The following is a 21,673-nucleotide window of genomic DNA, read 5'->3' as shown; positions in this document are numbered from 1 at the left end:
GCCCGATCAGTCCAGCCACACATAGCCCGCGAGCCGGCCGGTGAGGCCGTCCCGACGGTACGAGAAATGATCGTCCGACTCGATCGTGCAGACCGGCGACTGCTCCCGGTCGCGCACCCCGAGCCGCTCCAGCTGCGCGTGCACCCCCGCGGTCACATCGACCGCCGGCGTGCCCCAGCTGGTTTCGGCGTACGCCGCGGGCTCGACGGCCGCGACCTCGGCCCGCATCGCGTCCGGCACCTCGTAGCACCGGCCGCAGACGGCGGGGCCGGTGCGGGCCACGATCCGGCCGGGTTCGGCGCCGAGTTCCACCATGGCCTCCACGGCGGCGGGTACGACTCCGGCGACCATGCCCGGCCGTCCCGCGTGGGCCGCGGCCACGATCCCCGCGACGGGGTCCGCGAGCAGGACGGGTGTGCAGTCCGCGGTGAGCACCGCGAGGGCGAGGCCCCGGCGGGCGGTGACGACCGCGTCGGTCTCCGGGACCGGGCGCTCGCCCCAGGGTTCGTCGACGACGGTCACGTCGGGTCCGTGCACCTGGTTCATCCAGACGACCCGCGCCGGGTCGAGACCGAGCGACTTGGCCGCCAGCTCACGATTGGTCCGTACGGCCCCGGAGTCGTCGCCGACCGCCCCGCCGAGATTGAGCTCTTCGTACGGAACGGCGCTCACCCCGCCCCACCTGTCGGTGAAGGCGAAGTGCGCGCCGCTCACGGTGCCCACTGCTGAGCGCCGTCCTATCACTTGAGGAAGTCCGGCACGTCCAGCTCCTCCGCCGCGCTGTCGGAGTAGGTCCGCGACGGCGGGACCGGCGGGGAGACGGGCGGCAGTTCGTTGCTAGCCGGCTCCGGAGCGGGCTCCGGCGCCTCCTTGGGCGTGACGCTGCCGAGCGAGCCGAAGGACGGACGGCTGTCGCCCGCCCGCACCGGCGCGGGCTCGTCGCGCTTGGTGGAGGACGAGCCGAGCACGGTGTCCCGCTTGGACGGAGGCTGCCCGCCGTCGAACCCGGCCGCGATGACGGTGACCCGTACCTCGTCGCCGAGCGCGTCGTCGATGACCGCGCCGAAGATGATGTTGGCCTCGGGGTGCGCGGCCTCGCTCACCAGCTGGGCGGCCTCGTTGATCTCGAACAGGCCGAGGTCCGAACCGCCGGAGATCGAGAGCAGTACGCCCCGGGCACCGTCGATGGAGGCTTCCAGGAGCGGCGAGGAGATCGCCATCTCGGCGGCCGCCACCGCGCGGTCGTCGCCGCGGGCCGAGCCGATACCCATGAGGGCCGAACCGGCCTCGGACATCACGGACTTGACGTCGGCGAAGTCGAGGTTGATCAGACCGGGGGTGGTGATGAGGTCGGTGATGCCCTGGACACCGGAGAGCAGGACCTGGTCCGCCGACTTGAACGCGTCGAGGACCGAGACCTGGCGGTCCGAGATGGACAGCAGCCGGTCGTTGGGGATGACGATGAGGGTGTCGACCTCTTCGCGGAGTTCCGCGATGCCGTCCTCGGCCTGGTTGGCGCGGCGCCGGCCCTCGAAGGTGAAGGGGCGGGTGACCACGCCGATGGTGAGTGCGCCGAGCGAGCGGGCGATGTTGGCCACCACCGGCGCGCCGCCGGTGCCGGTGCCGCCGCCCTCGCCGGCTGTCACGAAGACCATGTCGGCCCCCTTGAGGACCTCCTCGATCTCCTCGCGGTGGTCCTCTGCCGCCTTGCGGCCGACGGCCGGGTTGGCTCCGGCGCCGAGTCCGCGGGTGAGTTCGCGGCCGACGTCGAGTTTGACGTCGGCGTCGCTCATCAACAGCGCCTGGGCGTCCGTGTTGATGGCGATGAACTCGACGCCCTTGAGACCGACCTCGATCATCCGGTTGATGGCATTGACACCACCGCCGCCGACACCGATGACTTTGATGACTGCGAGGTAGTTCTGCGGTGCTGCCACGTCGAAGGCCTCTCGCCTCGAGTTACGTGTCGTCGCCTCGCACGGTCGCGATCCGACGACTGATGCCGAATGGGACGGTCCGAACGCCGACCCGAACCCTAACGCTGAAGTTTAGGGTTACCAGTGTGTCTGTTCCTTGGACTCTTCCGAACAGGACACTAAGTCGACAAGTGGCGCACGTTCAACGAACACGCCGAACCTCCCGTTTTTCTTTTCACCCTATGTGATCAGCCATGTCGCTGCCCAACCAGGGTGCTGGCCTGCGCAGACATGCGTCAACTCCCGGATGACGCAGGGGCGGTGGGAACACTTACGTCGAAGTGTCCCGCCTCCGGAGCGGCTTTCATGAGAGCAATGAGCGTATGCGCCTTGGCGCGGCCCTTCTCACCACTGCCCCAGTCGACGGTGCGGTCGCCACTCAACTCCAGCGTGACGGAGTCGTACGAACGGACCTTGACGACCCGGGTCGCGCGGGCGACCGCGGCCGGAAGGGAACTGGCCACGAGCACCGCCTCGCGCACCAGCCGGTCGGCGCCGAAGCGGCGCAGGCCCGCCGAGTGGGACACCGTCAATTCCAGTACGGGTACGTCCTGCGGGGCACGCGAAACCGTGGCATATCGCACACCCTTGGCGTCCACTTCGACGAACTTTCCGCCCTTTTCGACAATGAGGACCGGCCTACGCTCAGTTACTTTCAGCCCGATTCCGTGGGGCCAGGAACGGACGACGTCAACCGAGTCAATTCGGGGCAATTTCCGGAGCAGTGTTGCCTCAATCGCGTCGGTGTCGACGGAAATCAACGGCGATCCGATCCGGACATCGGCCGCCTCGACGACCTGTTCGGCCGTCAGAACCCGTGTCCCGGAGGCCGATACCCGCTCCACGCGCGTCCACTGCGAGCCGTAGAGAACCCAGACCCCGCTCGCGGCGAGCAGGGCCAGGCAGACCATCACAACAATGAGCGTACGAGGCTTCGGCAGCCTCCTGAGGAAGGGCGGCCGGGGCGGGCCGGAGTCCAGATGCTGCCGTTCGCCGCGTTCTGCGGTGGTCGGTCCGGCCACGCTCCCCTGCCTTCTGCCACGCGCTAGCGGCGTGACGCGATCGCCTCGTACACCATCCCGACGAGCAGGTCGTCGGCGTCCCGGCGGCCGAACTCGGAGGCCGCGCGCGACATCTCGAACAGCCGGTGCGGATCGGCGAGCACGGGCAGGACATTGGCCTGGATCCAGTGCGGCGTCAGTTCCGCGTCGTCGACCAGCAGTCCGCCGCCGGCCTTGACCACCGGCTGGGCGTTCAGCCGCTGTTCGCCGTTGCCGATGGGCAGCGGGACGTAGACGGCCGGGAGCCCGACGGCGGAGAGTTCGGCGACGGTCATCGCGCCCGCGCGGCAGAGCATCATGTCGGCCGCCGCGTACGCGAGGTCCATCCGGTCCACGTACGGTACCGGGATGTACGGGGGCATCCCCGGCATCTGGTGGACCTGCGGCAGTTCGTTCTTCGGGCCGACCGCGTGCAGGATCTGGATGCCGGCCTGCTGGAGGTACGGGGCGGTCTGCTCGATCACCTCGTTGAGGCGGCGGGCGCCCTGCGAGCCGCCGGAGACCAGCAGCGTCGGCAGGGAGGGGTCGAGCCCGAAAGCGGCGCGGGCCTCGGGGCGGACGGCCGCCCGGTCGAGCGTGGCGATGGAGCGGCGCAGCGGGATACCGATGTACCGGGCGTTGCGCAGCTTGCTGTCGGGCGTGGAGACGGCGACCTGGGCCGCGTACCGCGAACCGATCTTGTTGGCGAGGCCCGGCCGGGCGTTGGCCTCGTGGACCACGATCGGCACACCGAGGCGCTTGGCCGCGAGGTAGCCGGGCAGGGCGACGTAGCCGCCGAAGCCGACGACCGCGTCCGCCTTGACGCGCTCCAGGATCTGCTCGGCCGCCTTGATCGTGCCGCGCAGCCGTCCGGGGACGGTGATCAGCTCGGGGGTGGGCTTGCGCGGCAGCGGTACCGCGGGGATCAGCCCGAGTTCGTAGCCCCGTTCTGGTACGAGTCGGGTCTCAAGTCCGCGCTCCGTGCCCAATGCCGTGATTCCCACGGTCGGGTCCTGCCTGCGCAGGGCGTCCGCGAGGGCGAGCGCGGGCTCGATGTGGCCGGCGGTCCCCCCACCGGCGAGTACGACATGCACCGAAATTCACCGCTCTCCGGACGAACGCGCCGAGGCACGCCGTCGCATCGTGTTCCACTTCCGAGGCCCCCGGACAGCGGAGCCTCTCACCGCAGCCCGCTTTCTGCCAAAGCGGGGTTGCCGCATCGCGAGTGCCGTCCGCGCAGCGGGGTCCTCACGCGCGAAGGCGATCAGGAGCCCGATGGCGAACATGGTCGGCAACAGGGCGGAACCCCCGTAGGAGAACAGCGGGAGCGGGACTCCGGCGATCGGCAGCAGACCGAGCACCGCACCGATGTTGATCACGGCCTGAGCCGTGATCCAGGTGGTCACGCCACCCGCGGCGTACCTCACGAAGGGGTCCTCCGTGCGTCCGGCCACGCGGATACCCGCATAGCCTAGAGCCGCGAAGAGTGCGAGTACCGACAGAGTGCCCGCCAGACCGAGTTCCTCACCTGTGATCGCGAAGATGAAGTCGGTGTGTGCCTCGGGGAGTTGACCCCATTTCTCCACACTCGCCCCGAGGCCGGAGCCGAAGAGCCCCCCGGAGGCCAGCGCGTAGATACCGTGCACGGCCTGCCAGCAGGAGTCGCCGGGGCCCGGTTCGGTGGCGCCGAGGCAGGCGAGGCGGGCCATGCGGTTGGGACTGGTCTTGATGAGGATCACGCCGAGGGTCACGGCGATGGCGAGCACGCCGCCGAAGAGCCGGGTCGGCGCCCCCGCGAGCCACAGGAGGCCGAAGAGGATCGCGGTGAGGATGATCGCCGTGCCCATGTCGCCGCCGAGCATGATCAGCCCGAGCAGCATGAAGGCCACCGGTACGAGCGGCACCAGCATGTGCTTCCACTGGGTCAGCAGCCGTTTGTCCTGTTTGCGGGCGAGCAGGTCGGCCCCCCACAGGACGAGGGCGAGCTTGCCGAACTCGCTGGGCTGGAGCTGGAAGGGGCCGCCGACGGAGATCCAGTTCTGGTTGCCGTTGACCGCGACCCCTATCCCCGGCACCTGGACGAGGATCATCAGGAAGACCGAGCCCGCGAGCATCGGGTACGCCAGCGCCCGGTGCAGCTTGGACGGCATCCGCGAGGCGGCCAGCAGCAGCAGGCCGCCGAGCACGGCGGCGAGGAACTGCTTGCGGAAGAAGTAGCTTCCCGGCAGTGACAGCTGGAGCGCGGTGATCTGCGAGGCCGAGTACACCATCACCAGGCCGAGCACGGTGATCAGCAGGCTGCCGCCGAGGATCAGGTAGTACGCGGTCAGCGGCCGGTCCCAGGCACGGCGCGCGCGCCCGTAGAGGCGGCCCACGGGGTTGTCGCGGGGCGGCCGGGGCGCGGCGGGCCGCCGGGGGGCGCGCTGGACGGGAGGACGCCCTGTACGACTAGTGGGCATGACGGGCCTCCCCCGCCGCGGGAGGCCCCCAGGGGGGTCCCCCGGGGCTCTCGGGCGCCGGCCGCGCGAGGGGCCCGCACAGTGCCGTGCCACCGGCGGAGGGCCGCCGTCGGTACACCGACCACGATGGCGTCACGTGTCGCTCCCAAGGATCCCGGGCGCCCGGGCCGGACCGGGGCCTGCCGTCAGGCGCCCGCGGCGCCGAGTTCGCGGACCGCTTCCGCGAACATGTCACCGCGCTGGTTGTAGTTGGTGAACATGTCCATGGAGGCGCAGGCCGGCGCCAGGAGCACCGTGTCGCCTGCGCGGGCGAGCCGTGTCGCCTCCTGGACCGCCGCGGGCATCGCCCCAGTGTCGGTCCGGTCGAGGTCGACCACCGGTACTTCCGGCGCGTGTCGCGCGAGGGCTTCGCGGATGAGCGCGCGGTCCGCGCCGAACAGCACGACACCCCGAAGCCGCTTCGCCGACCCGGCGACGATTTCGTCGAAGGTCGCGCCCTTGGCGAGACCGCCCGCGATCCACACGATCGACTCGTACGCGGCCAAAGAGGCCTGTGCCGCATGCGTGTTGGTGGCCTTGGAGTCGTCGACGTAGGCGACCCCGTCCACGTCGGCCACGTGCTCGATGCGGTGGGCGTCCGGCCTGAAGGCCCTCAGCCCGTCCCTGACGGCCTTGGGGGGCACGCCGAAGGCGCGGGCCAGGGCCGCCGCCGCGAGGGCGTTGGCGATGTTGTGCGGGGCGGGCGGACGGACGTCCGCGATCTCGGCGAGTTCCTGGGCCTGCTTGTGCCGGTCCTCGACGAAGGCGCGGTCGACCAGGATGCCGTCCACGACGCCGAGTTGGGAGGGCCCCGGGGTGCCGAGCGTGAAGCCGACGGCCCGGCAGCCCTCCTCGACGTCCGCCGCGCGCACCAGGTCCTCGGTGGCCTTGTCGGCCACGTTGTAGACGCAGGCGACCTGGTTGCCCTCGTAGACGCGTCCCTTGTCGGCGGCGTACGCCTCCATGGAGCCGTGCCAGTCGAGGTGGTCGGGGGCGAGGTTCAGGACGGCCGCGGAGTGGGCGCGCAGGGAGGGCGCCCAGTGCAGCTGATAGCTGGACAGTTCGACGGCGAGCACGTCGAGATCGGCGTACTCCTCGTCGTCGCCCAGCACCACGTCGACGATCGGCGTGCCGATGTTGCCCACCGCGGCCGTACGCAGGCCCGCGGCGGCCAGGATCGAGGCGAGCATCCGGGTCGTGGTGGTCTTGCCGTTGGTGCCGGTGACGGCCAGCCAGGGGGCGGCCCTGCGGCCGTCGTGGCCGCGCAGGCGCCAGGCGATCTCGACGTCGCCCACGACGTCCACGCCCGCCTTGCCGGCGGCCAGGAAGAGCGGGCTGCCGGGCTTCCAGCCGGGCGAGGTGACCACCAGGTCGGTGCCCTCGGGCAGCGTGTCGGCGTCCGCGAGACGTACCGCGATGCCCTGCTGTTCGAGGGGGACGGCCCGCTCCCGGTGCGCCGGGGAGTCACCCCCGTCGACGACCGTGACCGACGCGCCGAGGCCGGCCAGGGCGCGGGCGGCACTGATGCCGCTCACGCCGAGACCGGCGACGGTGATGTTCATGCCCTGCCAGGCGGAAGCGGTCGTCACTTCTTGGCTGCCCATCCCGCGTAGAAGAGGCCGAGTCCGACGATGACGCACATGCCCTGGATGATCCAGAAGCGGACCACCACAAGGACTTCGGACCACCCCTTGAGTTCGAAGTGGTGCTGCAGCGGTGCCATCCGGAAGACGCGTTTGCCGGTGAGGCGGAACGAGCCGACCTGGATGACGACCGACATGGTGATGAGGACGAAGAGGCCGCCGAGCAGGGCGACCAGCAGCTCGGTGCGCGAGCAGATCGCGAGACCGGCCAGCGCGCCGCCGAGCGCCAGGGAACCGGTGTCCCCCATGAAGATCTTGGCGGGCGAGGTGTTCCACCACAGGAAGCCGAAGCAGGAGCCCATGAGGGCCGCGGCGACGACCGCGAGGTCCAGCGGATCTCGTACCTCGTAGCAGGCGCCCGGGTTGGTGAGGGTCTGCGCGTTGGCGCAGGACTCCTGGAACTGCCAGACGCCGATGAACGTGTAGGCGCCGAACACCATCGTCGCGGCGCCGGTGGCCAGGCCGTCCAGACCGTCCGTCAGGTTCACGCCGTTCGACATCGCGAGGATCATGAACAGCGCCCAGACCACGAACAGCACCGGGCCGATGGACCAGCCGAAGTCCTGCACGAAGGAGAGCCTGGTGGAGGCCGGGGTGTTGTTGCGGTTGTCCGCGAACTGCAGCGCGAGGACCGCGAAGGCGATACCGACGATCAGCTGGCCGGCCATCTTCGCCTTGGCCCGCAGACCGAGCGAACGCCGCTTGACGATCTTGATGTAGTCGTCGAGGAAGCCGACCACGCCCATGCCCGTCATCAGGCCGAGCACGAGCAGTCCGGAGAACGTCGGCGGCTTCCCCGTGATCACCTTGCTGAGGAAGTACGCCAGCAGGGTGGCCAGGATGAAGGCGATGCCACCCATGGTCGGCGTACCGCGCTTGGCGTGGTGCTCGCGCGGGCCGTCGTCACGGATGTACTGACCGTAGCCCTTGCGGGCCAGCAGCTTGATCAGCAGCGGAGTGCCGATCAGGGTCAGGAAGAGACCGATGACTCCCGCGAACAGGATCTGATTCATCATCGGACGGCGACCTCGCCCTCGGTGCCCTCGATCAGCGCCTGCGCGACCCGTTCGAGACCGACCGACCGGGACGCCTTCACGAGTACGACGTCTCCCGGGCGCAGCTGACTGCGCAACAGGTCGACCGCCGACTGTGCGTCGGACACGTGCACCGACTCCTCACCCCACGAACCCTCGTTATATGCGCCCAGTTGCAGCCAGGACGCTTCCCTGCCCCCGACCGCGACGAGCTTGCTGACGTTGAGCCGGACGGCGAGCCGTCCGACCGCGTCGTGCTCGGCGAGCGCCTCGTCCCCGAGCTCGGCCATCTGACCGAGCACCGCCCAGGTCCGCCGCCCCTTGCCCATGGCCACGAGCGCCCGCAGGGCGGCTCGCATGGACTCGGGGTTCGCGTTGTAGGCGTCGTTGACGACCGTCACGCCGTCCGGGCGCTCGGTGACCTCCATCCGCCAACGGGAGAGGGAGCCCGCCTCGGAGAGCGCGGTGGCGATCTCGTCTGCGGACAGGCCCAGCTCATGGGCGACGGCGGCGGCGGCGAGCGCGTTCGACACGTGGTGCTCACCGTACAGGCGCATGGTCACTTCGCTGCACCCGGTGGGTGTGTGAAGGCTGAACGAGGGCTGTCCGCTCCCGGTGAGCCGCACGTTCTCGGCCCGTACGTCCGCTTCGCCGGACTCTCCGAAGAGGATCACGCGTGCTTTCGTACGCGAGGCCATGGCCCGTACGAGGGGGTCGTCGGCGTTCAGGACGGCGACGCCGCCTTCTTCGGCGGGGGGCAGGCTCTCCACCAACTCGCCCTTGGCCTGGGCGATCTGCTCGCGGCCGCCGAACTCGCCGATGTGGGCGGTGCCGACGTTGAGGACGAGGCCGACCTTCGGGGGCGTCAGATCCGCGAGGTAGCGGATGTGGCCGATCCCGCGGGCGCCCATCTCCAGGACGAGGAAACGTGTTTCCTCGGTGGCGCTGAGCGCGGTGAGCGGCAGCCCGATCTCGTTGTTGAGCGAGCCGGGCGTGAAGACCGTCGGCGCCTTGCTGCGGAGCACCTGGGCGATCAGGTCCTTGGTGCTGGTCTTGCCCGCGGAGCCGGTGAGGGCCACGAGCGTGGCGCCGAGCCGCTCCACGACGTGGCGCGCGAGGGCGCCCAGGGCCCGCTGGACGTCGTCCACGACGATCGCGGGCACTCCGACGGGCCGGGAGGCCAGGACGGCCACCGCGCCCGCCTTCACGACGTCCGCGGCGAAGTCGTGGCCGTCCACGCGCTCACCCGCGAAGGCGACGAAGAGGCTGCCCGGCGCCACCTCCCGGGAGTCCCGGACGACTTGTCCGGTGACCCGGACCGACGGATCCGGTATGTCGTGCGTCTGTCCGCCGACGACTGAGGCGATCTCGGCGAGGGAGAGGGCGATCACAAGTTCATCCCTGGGTCTTCTGGATGGCTGCGCGGAGCACCTGGCGGTCGTCGAACGGACGGATCACTCCGGCGATGTCCTGGCCCTGTTCGTGGCCCTTGCCGGCGATCAGCACGGTGTCCCCGGGCTGTGCGCGGGCGACGGCCGCGGCGATCGCGGCGGCCCGTTCCTCGAAGACCTGGACCTCTCCGCGCTCGTGGGCCGGCACCTCGGCGGCGCCCGCGAGCATCGTGGCGAGAATGGCGAGGGGGTCCTCGCCACGGGGGTTGTCGGACGTCAGTACGGCGGTGTCGGAGAGCCGGGCCGCGGCGGCGCCCATCGGCATCCGCTTGGTCTTGTCCCGGTCGCCGCCGCAGCCGAGGACGATGTGCAGCTTGCCCTCCGTGACCTTGCGCAGGGCCCGCAGGACGGATTCGACGGCGTCCGTCTTGTGCGCGTAGTCGACGACGGCGAGGTAGGGCTGTCCGGCGTCCACGCGCTCCAGGCGGCCCGGCACGCCCGGCACGGCGGCGATACCGTCCGCGGCGGTCTGCGGGTCGATCCCGGCAACGGCGAGGGCGACGACGGCGGCGAGCGTGTTGGCCACGTTGAAGGGGCCCGCGAGCGGCGACTTGGCGGTGATCCGCTCGCCCTCGGGTCCGACCGCGACGAAGACGGAGTCCATCGGGCCCACCCGGACGTCCTCGGCGCGCCAGTCGGCGTCGGGGTGTCCCTCCGCGGAGAACGTCACCACGGGGACGCCGGCCTCCTTGACGAGCCTGCGTCCGTATTCGTCGTCGAGGTTGACGACGCCGAGCCTGCTGCGCTCCGGTGTGAACAGCTGCGCCTTGGCCCGGAAGTAGTCCTCCATGTCGGAGTGGAACTCCATGTGTTCCGGGCTGAGGTTGGTGAAGACCGCGATGTCGAAGACGCAGCCGTCGACCCGGCCGAGGACCAGGGCGTGGCTGGAGACCTCCATGGCGACCGCCTCGACACCGCGCTCGCGCATGACGGCGAACAGCGCCTGGAGGTCGGTGGCCTCGGGGGTCGTGCGCTCCGACTTGATGCGCTCGTCGCCGATGCGCATCTCCACGGTGCCGATGAGCCCGGTCCTGCGGACCGTCTTCAGACCGCCCTCGACGAGGTACGCCGTGGTGGTCTTGCCGGAGGTGCCGGTGATGCCGATCTGCAGCAGGTCGGGGCCCGGGTGGCCGTAGATCGAGGCGGCCAGCTCGCCCATCGTCCCGCGCGGGTCGTCGACGACGAGGACCGGCAGACCGGTGGCCCGGGCGCGGTCGGCTCCCGTCGGGTCGGTCAGCACGGCGACGGCGCCGAGTCCTGCGGCCTGCGTCACGAAGTCGGCGCCGTGCATCCGGGCGCCGGGCAGCGCGGCGTAGATGTCGCCCGGCCGGACGGCGCGGGAGTCATGGGTGATGCCCGTGACCTCGGCGGCGCTCGGGGCGCCCGCGGCGTCCGCGGCGCCCTTCGGGTGGTCGACACCCAACTGATCGGCCAGCTCCGCGAGGGGTGTGGCGGAGTTCTGAACCGGTCGCGGCGGCCCCGGATATGTCACAGGGACGCCCTTCTGGGTGGTTTGGGACTGATCGGCGTGTGGCACGGCGGTGAGCGTACCGGGCACACCCCCGCCGGAGCGAAGCGAGGGGCGTGGCGGGACGGGCGTCGAGCCGTCGTTGCCGGGGTCGGGAGTGATCGTTGTCACGAGCTGGTTCCTGATCGGTGTTCCGGGCGGTGCGCGGGGTGTTCCGGTCGGTGCGGATGTCGGTACGGACGCCGGTACGGATACGGGCGTGAGCTGTGCCGGTCAGGGCGTGAAGGTGACGGGGAGTCTGGCGGACGTGTGCCCGGTGGGCGGCACCTGGAGGGTCTTCAGGGCGAACTCCAGGACCTCCTTGTAGACGGGCCCGCAGATCTGACCGCCGAAGTAGCTGCCCTTGGTGGCGTTCTGGATGGCGCAGTACACGGTGACGCGGGGGTTGTCCGCGGGTGCGAATCCCGCGAAGGACGAGGTGTAGCCGCGGTAGCGGCCGGTGGCCGGATCCACGCGGTTGGCCGTGCCGGTCTTGCCCGCGACGCGGTAGCCGGGGATGCGCGCCTTGGCGCCGGTGCCCTCCTGGTCGTCCACGACGGACTCCAGCATGTGTGCCAGGGTTTTCGCCGTCTTCTCGCTGACGACCCTTGTCTTCCTGGCCGCGGCGGCCGGGGTGAAGCGTCCGTCGGCTCCCTTGGTGCCGCGGACGAGTGTCGGTTCCACCCGTACGCCGCCGTTGGCGATCGTCGAGTAGACGGAGGCGGCCTGCATCGCGTTGATGGAGACGCCCTGGCCGAAAGGGATCGTGTACTGCTGGGAGGTCGACCACTGGTCGGCGGGCGCGAGGATGCCCTTGGTCTCGCCGGGGAAATCGAGCCCGGTGTAGCCGCCGATGCCGAACTTGCGCAGGTAGGAGTAGAGGACCCGGTTGGCCTCCTGCTGCGTCTTGCCGAGCTGTCCGGTCGCCAGGATGGTGCCGATGTTGCTGGACTTGGCGAGGACGCCGTTGAGCGTCAGGTACCAGGTCGGGTGGTCGATGTCGTCCTTGAAGAGCCGGTCGCCGCGGTGCAGCCGGTTGGGCACGGTCACGTGTGTCGCGGGGGTTGCGGCGCCCTCCTCCAGGACGGCGGCCATCGACATCACCTTGGCGGTGGAGCCGGGCTCGTAGGCGTCCTCCAGACTCCAGTTGTGCAGGGCGCCCCCGTCGGCCTTGGACAGGTCGTTCGGGTCGAAGCCGGGCGAGTTGGCCATCGCGAGGATCTCGCCGGTCCTGTTGTCCTGCACTATGACGTACCCGCGGTCCGCCTTGGACTTCTCGACCTGGGTGGCGATGGCGTTCTGCGCGGCCCACTGGATGTCACGGTCGATGGTCAGCTCCACCTCGGCCCCGGCCACCGCGGGCTTCTCGGTGGAACCGGCGGTCGGTACCTGCCGGCCGCCGGACTGGGCGTAGCGGATCTCGCCGTCCTTGCCGGACAGGTCGCCGTTGAGCTGCTGCTCGATGCCGCCGCCGCCCTTGCCGTCGGCGTTGACCCAGCCCAGTATCCCGGCGCCGAGGTCGCCGTTCGGGTAGACCCGCTTGCTGCTGGGTTCCTGGAGGACGCCCGCCAGGATGTTCGCCGCCCCGCCCTCGCCGGCCTTCTCGGCGAGGGTGCTCTTGAGGTCCTTGATCTGTGTCCAGACCTGGGGGGTCTGGCGGCGGGCGAGCACGACGTAGCGGGTCTTCTTCGTGCGGAGCTTCTCGGCGAGTTCGCCGGTGTCCTTGCCGAGGATCGGGCCGAGCAGGGCGGCGGCCTGCTCGGGGGCGTCGTCGGTCTTCGTCGCCTTCCGGGTGAAGAGCGTGGGGTCGGCGGTGATGTCGTTCGCGTCCACGCTGATCGCCAGGTCGACGCCGTTGCGGTCGGTGATCCCGCCGCGCGCGGCGGCCAGGGTGCGGCTGAGGTAGCGGTTCTTCTCGGCCTTGGCGGTGTACTCGCTCGCGTCGACCGCCTGCACCTGCAGGAGCCGTACGACGAAGGCGATCAGTACGAGGGCCAGGGCGAGGCTGACCAGGCGCAGCCGCGGGCGGGGGCTGCCGAGCCGGATGACGCGCGGCGCCTTGGCGCGGGGCGGGGCCGGCCGGCGCACGGGCCGGGCGCCCGGTCCGGGGCGCCGCTGGCTGCCGGGCTGCGCGGAGCGGGCGGGTTTCGCGGCGGGTTTCGCGGACCGGGCGGGCGCGGGCACCCTGCGGCGCGGGGGTTCCCTGTCGGACACTTCCGTCACCTGCCGGGAATCGTAGAGGTCGGCGTGGGCTGCGGGACGCTCTCCGTGCCCGGTTCCGGCGCCCCGGTGAGCGCCGGCGGTTCGCTGGCCGGCTGTGTCCCGGCCGGCGTCGGCGGCTCGGCGGGCGTCGGGGCCGGTGCGGGGGCGAACACCTCGGGCGGCCGGATCACGGACATGGACGACTGTTCGGCGGCCGCGCTGGGGACACCGCGGACGGTGCCGTCGGGGTTGAGGAAGGCCGGGTCGCCGCCGGGCACCATGCCCAGTTCGCGGGCGCGGCGCTGGAGGGCGTCGGGCGCGGAGTAGGCGTCCACGTCGCGCTGGAGCGCCTGCTCCTCGTCGGTGAGGCTCTTGGTGTCCTTCTGCAGGTCGTCGAGCTGGAACGATCCTTCGCTGAGGGCGGAGTTCAGCACCAGGAGACCGATGAGACCGCCCCCGAGCAGCACCACGACCAGGAGGACGAAGGGCGTACGGGCGGCCTGTCCGGAGCCGGTCGGGAAGAGCCGCGCGAGCCGGGCCGCTCTCCCCCTCAGTTCGGGTTTCTTATTCACTCACCCTCCAGGTGAGTTCGGGTTTCCGGCCGGTGGGTCCGGGGTTCCGGCCCATGTGCCCGGTGAGTTCGGTCGTCCAACTCACACACCCTTCCGTCACTCGGCGTCCTCCCGGATGCGCTGCGCCCCGCGCAGCCGCGCGGGGGCGGCCCGCCGGTTCTCCGCGACCTCTTCCTCGGTGGGGAGTTCGGCACCGCGCGTGAGCAGCTTGAGCCGGGGCTGGTAGCGCTCGGGGACGACCGGCAGTCCGGGCGGCGCGGTGTTGGCGGCGCCCGCCGCGAACACCTGCTTCACCAGCCTGTCCTCCAGGGAGTGGTACGACAGCACGGCGATCCGGCCTCCGACGGCGAGCGCCTTCACGGCGGCGGGGATGGCCCTCTCCAGGACGGTGAGTTCGCCGTTGACCTCGATGCGCAGCGCCTGGAACGTCCGCTTGGCGGGGTTGCCGCCGGTGCGCTTGGCCGCCTGGGGCAGGGAGTCGCGGATCAGTTCGACGAGCCGCGCGCTGTTGCTGAAGGGGTCCTTGTCCCGCTCGCGCACGACCGCGGACACGATCCGCTTGGCCTGCTTCTCCTCGCCGTACGCCCGCAGGATCCGCACCAGTTCGCCGGGCGGGTAGGTGTTGAGCACCTCGGCCGCGCTGATGCCGGTCGTCTGGTCCATGCGCATGTCGAGCGGCGCGTCCTGGGCGTAGGCGAAGCCGCGGTCCGCCTCGTCGAGCTGCATGGACGAGACGCCCAGGTCGAAGAGGACGCCCTGGACACTGGGGAGGCCCAGGCGGTCGAGCACGTCGGGGAGTTCGTCGTAGACGGCGTGCACCAGCGTGGCCCGGTCGCCGAAGGGCGCGAGCCGCTCCCCGGAGAGGCGCAGCGCCTCCTTGTCGCGGTCCAGGGCGACCAGGCGCGCCTCGGGGAACCGGCTGAGCAGGGCCTCGCTGTGGCCGCCGAGACCGAGGGTGCAGTCGACGACCACGGCTCCCGGCCGCTCCAGTGCGGGGGCCAGCACGTCCAGGCACCGCTGGAGCATCACCGGGACATGTCGACTGTGGCTCAAGGGGCCCTCTCAGGTCCGGCGCGCCGGTACGCACCGCCGGGTCCCCGCCCGCCCGCAGCCGTCAGCGGGAGGTACCCCGGTCGAGGGGAAAGGCCTGCCGGCGCCAAGAGCGTCAGCCGACCGGGAGCGGGAGGAGGCCGAGCCGTACGTACGCGCCGCGCACGTGGGGAGATCCCGGCACGTCGCCGGGCCTCCGGGGATTGCAGTCCAGCAGGGAGGACATCTCGCCTCCCGCTTCGCGTCACTTTAGTCCACGGTGTCTCGCGGTCAACGAACCGGCCTGCGCGTCGCGGCTCTCACCGGCGATCAAGCGGCAAAACGGTGTTTTCCACTCGAACGGGTGCACTCGATCCACCCTTGTGGGTTACCTCACAACAACGCTCATTGATGTTCTTTGTCCCCTCTCACAGCGGGCCGCAACAGCACGTGCCCCTTACCGTCATAGGTATGACGACTTCTGCATCCGTTCCCACCGAACCCGGAGACGCCATACCCCACCGCGGCACCGTCACCGACCGGCTGGTCGAGGCGAACGAGCGGTACGCCGCGGCGTTCGCCGATCCGGGCATGGATGCCCGGCCGGTGCTGCGCGTGGCGGTCGTGGCCTGCATGGACGCCCGTCTCGACCTGCACGACGCGCTGGGCCTGGAGCTGGGCGACTGCCACACCATCCGCAACGCGGGCGGCGTCGTCACCGACGACGTGATCCGCTCCCTCACCATCAGCCAGCGCGCTCTCGGCACCCGCAGCGTCGTACTCATCCATCACACCGGCTGCGGCCTGGAATCCCTCACCGAGGAGTTCCGCCACGACCTGGAGATGGAGGTCGGCCAGCGCCCCGCATGGGCCGTCGAGGCCTTCCGGGACGTCGAACAGGACGTGCGGCAGTCGATGCAGCGCGTGCGGACCTCCCCGTTCCTTCTGCACTCCGACGACGTACGTGGTTTCGTGTTCGACGTGAAGACGGGCCTCCTGAGTGAGATAGACCCCACCTGACGGCAGTTGGACCCGGTTATAGAACGCAAGACCCGACATATCACGGCCAGTTATCCACAGGCGGATGACACGAACCGGTAACGGCAACAAGAATGCGTGTGTGGCGTCGCGCGGAACTTTTCACGCGTGGCGTCCGTGTTCGGGGTGGGCCGGTCCGCATCACAGCGTGTCGGCCCGGAGAAAGAACGGGCCGAGGAGGGCCGGGTGACGACCTATGACGATCGAGCGAGCCTTACAGATCTGACCGCCACTGTGGAGAGAGTCCGCAGTTCGGTGGAGGAAGTGATCGAGGGCAAGCCTGAGGTCGTGCGGCTTTCGCTGACCGTACTGCTCGCCGAGGGGCACCTCCTCATCGAGGATGTTCCCGGCGTCGGCAAGACCATGCTGGCCAAGGCACTGGCGCGGTCCATCGACTGCTCGGTGCGACGTATTCAGTTCACGCCCGACCTGCTGCCCTCGGACATCACAGGGGTGTCCATCTGGGACCAGCAGAACAGGGAGTTCGAGTTCAAACCGGGGGCGATCTTCGCGCAGATCGTGATCGGCGACGAGATCAACCGCGCGTCGCCCAAGACGCAGTCGGCGCTCCTGGAGTCCATGGAGGAGCGCCAGGTCACCATCGACGGGCACACCTACGAGCTGCCCAGCCCCTTCATGGTGGTGGCCACGCAGAACCCGGTCGAGATGGAGGGCACCTACCCGCTGCCGGAGGCGCAGCGGGACCGTTTCATGGCCCGGGTCTCCATCGGCTACCCCAGCGCGGAGGCCGAGCTGCAGATGCTCGACATCCACGGTGGGGCCTCACCTCTGGACGACCTCCAGCCGGTGGCGCACGCGCACGAGATCCTGAAGCTCATCGACGCGGTCCGCACGGTCCACGTCGCCGACCCGGTGCGCCGGTACGCGGTCGACCTGGTCGGCGCCACGCGCAGCCACCCGGACCTGAGACTCGGCGCCTCGCCGCGCGCGACGCTGCATCTGCTGCGCGCGGCGAAGGCGTCCGCCGCTCTCAGCGGCCGGGACTACGCGCTGCCGGACGACATCCAGGCTCTCGCGGTGGCGGTCCTGGCACACCGGCTGCTGCCCACCGCCCAGGCCCAGTTGAACCGTCGTACGGCCGAGCAGGTCGTCCTGGAGATCCTCCAGCGCACGGCCGTGCCCGCGGCGCCCCAGGCGCCGGGCGGCCTGGCGATGGGCCGGGGCTCGTCCGCCTTCGGCCAGCAGCCGCCCCGGAGGCTGTGATGACAGGCGGGGGGATGCCCGCGGCGTCGGCCCAGGAGGACCAGGGCGGGATGCGCACGGCCCTCGCCGGGCTCACCACCCGCGGGCGGTCGTTCCTGGCCGCCGGCATCGCGGCGGCCATCTGCGCGTACGTCCTGGGGCAGAGCGATCTGCTCCGGGTCGGACTGCTGCTCGCCGTGCTGCCGCTGGTCTGCACGGCGGTGCTGTACCGCACGCGCTACCGGGTCGCCGGCAGCCGCCGGCTCTCCCCCGCGCGGGTGCCGGCGGGCTCCGAGGCACGTGTCCATCTGCGGATGGACAACGTCTCGCGGCTGCCCACCGGCCTGCTGATGCTCCAGGACCGGGTGCCGTACGTGCTGGGGCCGCGGCCCCGGTTCGTCCTGGACCGGGTCGAGGCGGTCGGCCGGCGCGAGGTGTCGTACCGCGTGCGTTCGGACCTGCGCGGCCGATACCCGCTGGGCCCGCTGCAGCTCCGGCTCAGCGACCCCTTCGGCATGTGCGAGCTGACCCGCTCCTTCTCGACGTTCGACACCCTGACGGTCGTCCCGCGCGTGGAGGCGCTGCCGCCGGTGCGGCTGACCGGTGAGGCGAAGGGGTACGGCGACGGGCGGCAGCGCTCGCTCGCACTGGCCGGCGAGGACGACGTGATCCCGCGCGGGTACCGCTACGGCGACGACCTGCGCCGGGTCCACTGGCGGCTGACCGCCCGGTACGGCGAGCTGATGGTGCGCCGCGAGGAGCAGCCGCAGCGGTCGCGCTGCACGGTGCTCCTCGACACCCGGGGCATCGCCTTCGACGGCGCGGGCCCGGACTCGGCCTTCGAGTGGGCCGTGTCGGGCGCGGCGTCGACGCTGGTGCACATGCTCGAACGGGGCTTTTCCGTGCGCCTGTTGACCGACACCGGTACGTCGGTGCCGGGCGAGGGCGCCGACGGGTTCGCCGGGGCGAGCCAGGAGTCGGCGGACGCGGCGGGACTGATGATGGACACCCTCGCGGTGATCGACCACTCCGACGGTACGGGCCTGTCGCTGGCCTACGACGTGCTGCGCGGTGGCAACGAAGGGCTGCTGGTCGCCTTCCTCGGCGACCTGGACGAGGAGCAGGCGACGGTGCTCGCCAAGATGCGCCAGCGCAGCGGCGGGGCGATCGCCTTCCTGCTGGACAGCGGGGCATGGGTGCAGGGCGCCGCGGACGAACAGGGCGAGGAGCGGCTTCGGATGCTGCGCGAGGCGGGCTGGACCGCTGTGGCCGTCCCGCCGGGCGTGGGCCTGGCCGACCTGTGGCGGGAGGCCGACCGACAGCGCAACGGGGTCGCGTCGACGGGCAGCACGGCGGGAGGCGGTGGCTCATGAGCGGGCGCGCGCGACTCGCGCTGTGCGCCATGGCGGCGACCCTCATGGCGTCCTGCGCACTGCTGCCGCTGGTCGATCCGGCGACCTGGTTCCTGCAGGCGGCGTTCCTGCTCGCGATACAGACCGGGGTGGGCGCGGCGGCCCGCCGGGTGCCGCTCGCACGGCCGCTGACGATCGGGGTGCAGGCGTTGGTGACCCTGATGCTGCTGACGCTGTCGTTCGCCCGGGAGCAGGCCATCGCCGGGCTGCTGCCCGGCCCCGAGGTGTTCCGTTACTTCGGTGACCTGCTGGAGGCGGGCACGAACGACGTCAGCCGGTACTCGATCCCGGCCCCGCTGTCCGACGGCATCCGTCTGATGATGGTCGGCGGAGTCCTGGTGATCGGACTCGCGGTGGACGCGCTCGCGGTGACGTTCCGCAGCGCCGCCCCCGCGGGCCTGCCGCTGCTCGCGCTGTACTCCGTCGCCGCGGGTCTCGCGGACGGCGGCGCCGGCTGGGTCTGGTTCCTGCTGGCGGCCACCGGCTATCTGGTGCTGCTGCTGGCCGAGGGCCGTGACCGGCTCTCGCAGTGGGGCCGGGTCTTCGGCGGCGGGCCCCGCACACCGGGCGGGGATCCCTCGGACAGCGCGAGCGCGCCGGTCCGTACGGGACGGCGTATCGGTGCCGTCGCGCTCGGTATCGCGCTGGTCGTCCCGCTCGCCCTGCCCGCGCTCGACGGCGGGCTGCTGGACGCCGCCCGGACCGGCGTGGCCGCGGGCTCGGGCAGGGGCAACACGATCTCCGCGGTGAATCCCCTGGTCTCGCTCAGCGACAGCCTGAACGTGGACGAGGACCGCGAGGTCATGTCCTACCGCACCAACTCCGAGGAGACGCAGAACCTCTATCTGCGGATCGTCTCGCTCGACGAGTTCGACGGCACGGCGTGGAAGCCGGCCAAGCGGCATGTCGAGGACGTGCCGGGGTCGTTCCCGACACCGCCCGGTCTCGCCGACGACGTCCGGCGCACCGAGGTGCAGACACGTATCTCGGCCGCCGACTGGTACGCGCAGGACTGGCTGCCGATGCCTTACCCGGCCAGCCAGGTGGGGATCAACGGCAAGTGGCGGTTCGAGCCCGTCGGGCGCACGCTCGTCGGCGACCACGGCCAGACGACCCGCGGCCAGGAGTACACGGTCAGGTCCCTGATCGTGCAGCCGACCGCGGAGCAGCTCGCGAACGCGCCCGAGGCGCCGGAGGTGCTGAAGCGCGAGTTCACCAGGGTGCCGAACTCACTGCCGCCGGTGGTGGCCGACACGGCACGGCGGATCACGCAGGACGCGGCCACCGACTACGAGCGCGCGGTGAAGCTGCAGGACTGGTTCGCCCTGGAGGGCGGCTTCACGTACGACACGGAGGTCAAGGTCGGCAGCGGGTCCCAGGCGATAGCGCGCTTCCTCAGGGACAAGGAGGGCTTCTGCGTCCACTTCTCCTTCGCGATGGCCTCCATGGCCCGCACGCTGGGCATACCGGCCCGCGTCGCGGTGGGCTTCACCCCTGGTTCGCCCAAGTCGGACGGCACGATGTCGGTGGGGCTGCGGGACGCGCACGCCTGGCCCGAGCTGTACTTCGAGGGCGTGGGCTGGACCCGCTTCGAGCCGACTCCGAACCGGGGCTCGGTTCCCGAGTACACCCGCACGGACACGCCCGGCACCACGATCCCCGACGCGGACGTGCCGTCACGCTCCTCGTCCTCGGCGCCCTCCGCCGAGCCGTCGGGCAGTGAGACCTGCTCGGCGGCCGAGAAGAAGCTGGACCCGTTCTGCGGCAGCGAGACCCCGCAGGCGGCGTTCGGGGCGACGAACGGCGGCCCGCCGTGGTTCCTGATCCTGGGACTCACGCTGGCCGGGCTGGCCGTGCTCGCGATACCGCTGCTGCCGATGCTGTGGCGGCTGCGGGCCCGATCGGTGCGGCTCGGTGCACACGGCCGGACCGAGGCGGACGCCGCGGCGGCCACATTGGCGGCCTGGCAGGAGGTGAGCGATACGGCGTGGGACTTCGGCATCGCGCCCGACGACTCGCAGACGCCGCGCACGGCGGCGGCCCGGATCGCCCGTATCGGACAGCTCGATCAGGAGGCGGTGGCCTCCGTCCACCGGGTCGCCGACGCGGTGGAGCAGGTTCTGTACGCGCCACGGCCCCGGCCGACCGCGGGTCTGGGCGATGACGCACGCCGGCTGATCGCGGGTCTGCGGTCCACGGCCGACCGTCGTACGCGCCTGCGCGCACTGCTCGCACCGCGCTCGGCCGTACGGGTGGCGTGGGCGTTCTCCGAGAGCTGGACCGCGCTGAAGTCCCGGGCCGCGGCCCGCTGGACGACGGCCCTGCGCCGGCCGTCGGGACAGGGCAGCGGCTGAGGAACGACCCGGCCGACAGAGCCGGAGGGGGTGCCTGCCCGGGTCGGGTGGGCACCCCCTTTTGTCTGCTGCGCGGCGCCGCGGTCAGGTCCTCTGCGGTATGCCTTCGCGCCCTGCAGGGGACGGGGAACTGCGCGGCAAGCCCCCACCGGCCCGCAGCGAACGAACGAGCCGCCGACAGGCAAGCACGACCGGGCGCGCCGAAGGGGCGGCCACCTCAAGGGTGGTCGCCCCTCACTCGCGTGCGTCTGTTCGGTCGAGGCCCGGTGGGCTACTGACCGCCCTGCTCGTCACGGCGCCGCTGCCAGCGCTGTTCGATGCGGTCCATCATGGAGCGCCGCTGCCGACCCTGACGGCGGGTCTGCGGAGCGCCCGGCGCACCCGCTGCGGGCTGTTCACCCGGCTTGGGAGCCTTGCGCCAACCGGTGACGGCGAGCACCGCGCAGCCCAGCATGACGAGAAAACCCACCACGCTGACCCAGATCTGCTGTGCGACCATTCCGGCCATGAGGAGCGCGATACCTACGAGGAAGCCGGCGACCGCCTGGTAGACCCGTCGCCGGGTGTACGTACGCAGCCCGCTTCCCTCAAGCGCTGTCGCGAACTTGGGATCTTCGGCGTACAGCGCTCGCTCCATCTGCTCGAGCATTCGCTGCTCGTGCTCCGAGAGCGGCACGGCGTCCTCCTCATCGTGCAGTCGCCGGGGCGACCGGG

The 21,673-nt window shown here is 71.2% G+C and carries 17 protein-coding genes; 4 read left to right on the top strand and 13 right to left on the bottom strand.

The window, feature by feature from the left end; all coding sequences use genetic code 11:
• Positions 1-6: 6 nt before the first annotated feature.
• From pgeF to rsmH, 12 genes are all read right to left on the bottom strand, one after another.
• On the bottom strand, positions 7-714 hold the full coding sequence (gene pgeF / locus OHS59_RS32325) for a peptidoglycan editing factor PgeF (RefSeq protein ID WP_443061657.1): 708 nt from the start codon (positions 712-714) through the stop codon (positions 7-9).
• Positions 715-740: 26 nt separating this feature from the next.
• Positions 741-1,937, bottom strand: coding sequence for a cell division protein FtsZ (gene ftsZ, locus OHS59_RS32320; RefSeq protein ID WP_328496876.1), 1,197 nt, complete (start codon positions 1,935-1,937; stop codon positions 741-743).
• A gap of 275 nt (positions 1,938-2,212) precedes the next feature.
• Positions 2,213-2,998, bottom strand: a complete 786-nt coding sequence (locus OHS59_RS32315; RefSeq protein WP_328496875.1) for a cell division protein FtsQ/DivIB — start codon at positions 2,996-2,998, stop codon at positions 2,213-2,215.
• 23 nt (positions 2,999-3,021) lie between these two features.
• The gene (gene murG, locus OHS59_RS32310; RefSeq protein WP_328496874.1) at positions 3,022-4,110 is read right to left on the bottom strand and encodes an undecaprenyldiphospho-muramoylpentapeptide beta-N-acetylglucosaminyltransferase; all 1,089 of its coding nucleotides are present in this window, start codon (positions 4,108-4,110) and stop codon (positions 3,022-3,024) included.
• Between the two features lie 6 nt (positions 4,111-4,116).
• The gene (gene ftsW / locus OHS59_RS32305; RefSeq protein ID WP_328496873.1) at positions 4,117-5,475 is read right to left on the bottom strand and encodes a putative lipid II flippase FtsW; all 1,359 of its coding nucleotides are present in this window, start codon (positions 5,473-5,475) and stop codon (positions 4,117-4,119) included.
• Positions 5,476-5,660: 185 nt separating this feature from the next.
• A complete protein-coding gene (gene murD, locus OHS59_RS32300) occupies positions 5,661-7,118 on the bottom strand; it encodes a UDP-N-acetylmuramoyl-L-alanine--D-glutamate ligase (RefSeq protein ID WP_328496872.1) in 1,458 nt (485 codons plus the stop codon).
• Entirely contained in the window at positions 7,100-8,173 is a 1,074-nt protein-coding gene (mraY, locus tag OHS59_RS32295) for a phospho-N-acetylmuramoyl-pentapeptide-transferase (protein WP_189769916.1), read from the bottom strand. The genes murD and mraY overlap by 19 nt, the downstream gene beginning before the upstream one ends.
• The gene (locus OHS59_RS32290; RefSeq protein ID WP_328496871.1) at positions 8,170-9,582 is read right to left on the bottom strand and encodes a UDP-N-acetylmuramoyl-tripeptide--D-alanyl-D-alanine ligase; all 1,413 of its coding nucleotides are present in this window, start codon (positions 9,580-9,582) and stop codon (positions 8,170-8,172) included. The genes mraY and OHS59_RS32290 overlap by 4 nt, the downstream gene beginning before the upstream one ends.
• A 4-nt stretch (positions 9,583-9,586) precedes the next feature.
• Positions 9,587-11,281, bottom strand: a complete 1,695-nt coding sequence (locus tag OHS59_RS32285; RefSeq protein ID WP_328496870.1) for a UDP-N-acetylmuramoyl-L-alanyl-D-glutamate--2,6-diaminopimelate ligase — start codon at positions 11,279-11,281, stop codon at positions 9,587-9,589.
• 102 nt (positions 11,282-11,383) lie between these two features.
• Positions 11,384-13,363, bottom strand: coding sequence for a peptidoglycan D,D-transpeptidase FtsI family protein (locus OHS59_RS32280; protein ID WP_328499442.1), 1,980 nt, complete (start codon positions 13,361-13,363; stop codon positions 11,384-11,386).
• 5 nt (positions 13,364-13,368) lie between these two features.
• A complete protein-coding gene (locus OHS59_RS32275; RefSeq protein ID WP_328496869.1) occupies positions 13,369-13,923 on the bottom strand; it encodes an FtsB family cell division protein in 555 nt (184 codons plus the stop codon).
• Between the two features lie 96 nt (positions 13,924-14,019).
• A complete protein-coding gene (rsmH, locus tag OHS59_RS32270) occupies positions 14,020-14,976 on the bottom strand; it encodes a 16S rRNA (cytosine(1402)-N(4))-methyltransferase RsmH (RefSeq protein ID WP_328496868.1) in 957 nt (318 codons plus the stop codon).
• 447 nt (positions 14,977-15,423) lie between these two features.
• Here rsmH and OHS59_RS32265 point away from each other — a divergent pair, with 447 nt between their 5' ends.
• From OHS59_RS32265 to OHS59_RS32250, 4 genes are all read left to right on the top strand, one after another.
• Positions 15,424-15,972, top strand: a complete 549-nt coding sequence (locus tag OHS59_RS32265; RefSeq protein WP_328496867.1) for a beta-class carbonic anhydrase — start codon at positions 15,424-15,426, stop codon at positions 15,970-15,972.
• A 204-nt stretch (positions 15,973-16,176) separates the two neighbouring features.
• Positions 16,177-17,214 carry an AAA family ATPase gene (locus OHS59_RS32260; RefSeq protein WP_328496866.1) on the top strand — a complete coding sequence of 346 codons (1,038 nt, stop codon included), beginning with the start codon at positions 16,177-16,179 and terminating at the stop codon, positions 17,212-17,214.
• Positions 17,214-18,566, top strand: a complete 1,353-nt coding sequence (locus OHS59_RS32255) for a DUF58 domain-containing protein (RefSeq protein WP_328496865.1) — start codon at positions 17,214-17,216, stop codon at positions 18,564-18,566. Before OHS59_RS32260 ends, OHS59_RS32255 begins: the two co-directional genes overlap by 1 nt.
• Complete coding sequence (locus OHS59_RS32250; RefSeq protein ID WP_328496864.1) at positions 18,563-20,959, top strand: transglutaminase TgpA family protein; 2,397 nt, start codon at positions 18,563-18,565, stop codon at positions 20,957-20,959. The genes OHS59_RS32255 and OHS59_RS32250 overlap by 4 nt, the downstream gene beginning before the upstream one ends.
• Positions 20,960-21,230: 271 nt before the next feature.
• On the opposite strand, the gene OHS59_RS32245 is transcribed toward OHS59_RS32250, so the two are convergent.
• Positions 21,231-21,635 (bottom strand): DUF3040 domain-containing protein, encoded by a 405-nt coding sequence (locus OHS59_RS32245; protein WP_328496863.1) that lies wholly within the window; start codon positions 21,633-21,635, stop codon positions 21,231-21,233.
• Positions 21,636-21,673: the final 38 nt, after the last annotated feature.

The sequence above is a fragment of the Streptomyces sp. NBC_00414 genome (genome assembly GCF_036038375.1).
Classification (GTDB): Bacteria; Actinomycetota; Actinomycetes; order Streptomycetales; family Streptomycetaceae; genus Streptomyces.
Note: the sequence above shows the minus strand (reverse complement) of the source record. Positions and strands in the feature narration are given on the sequence as shown.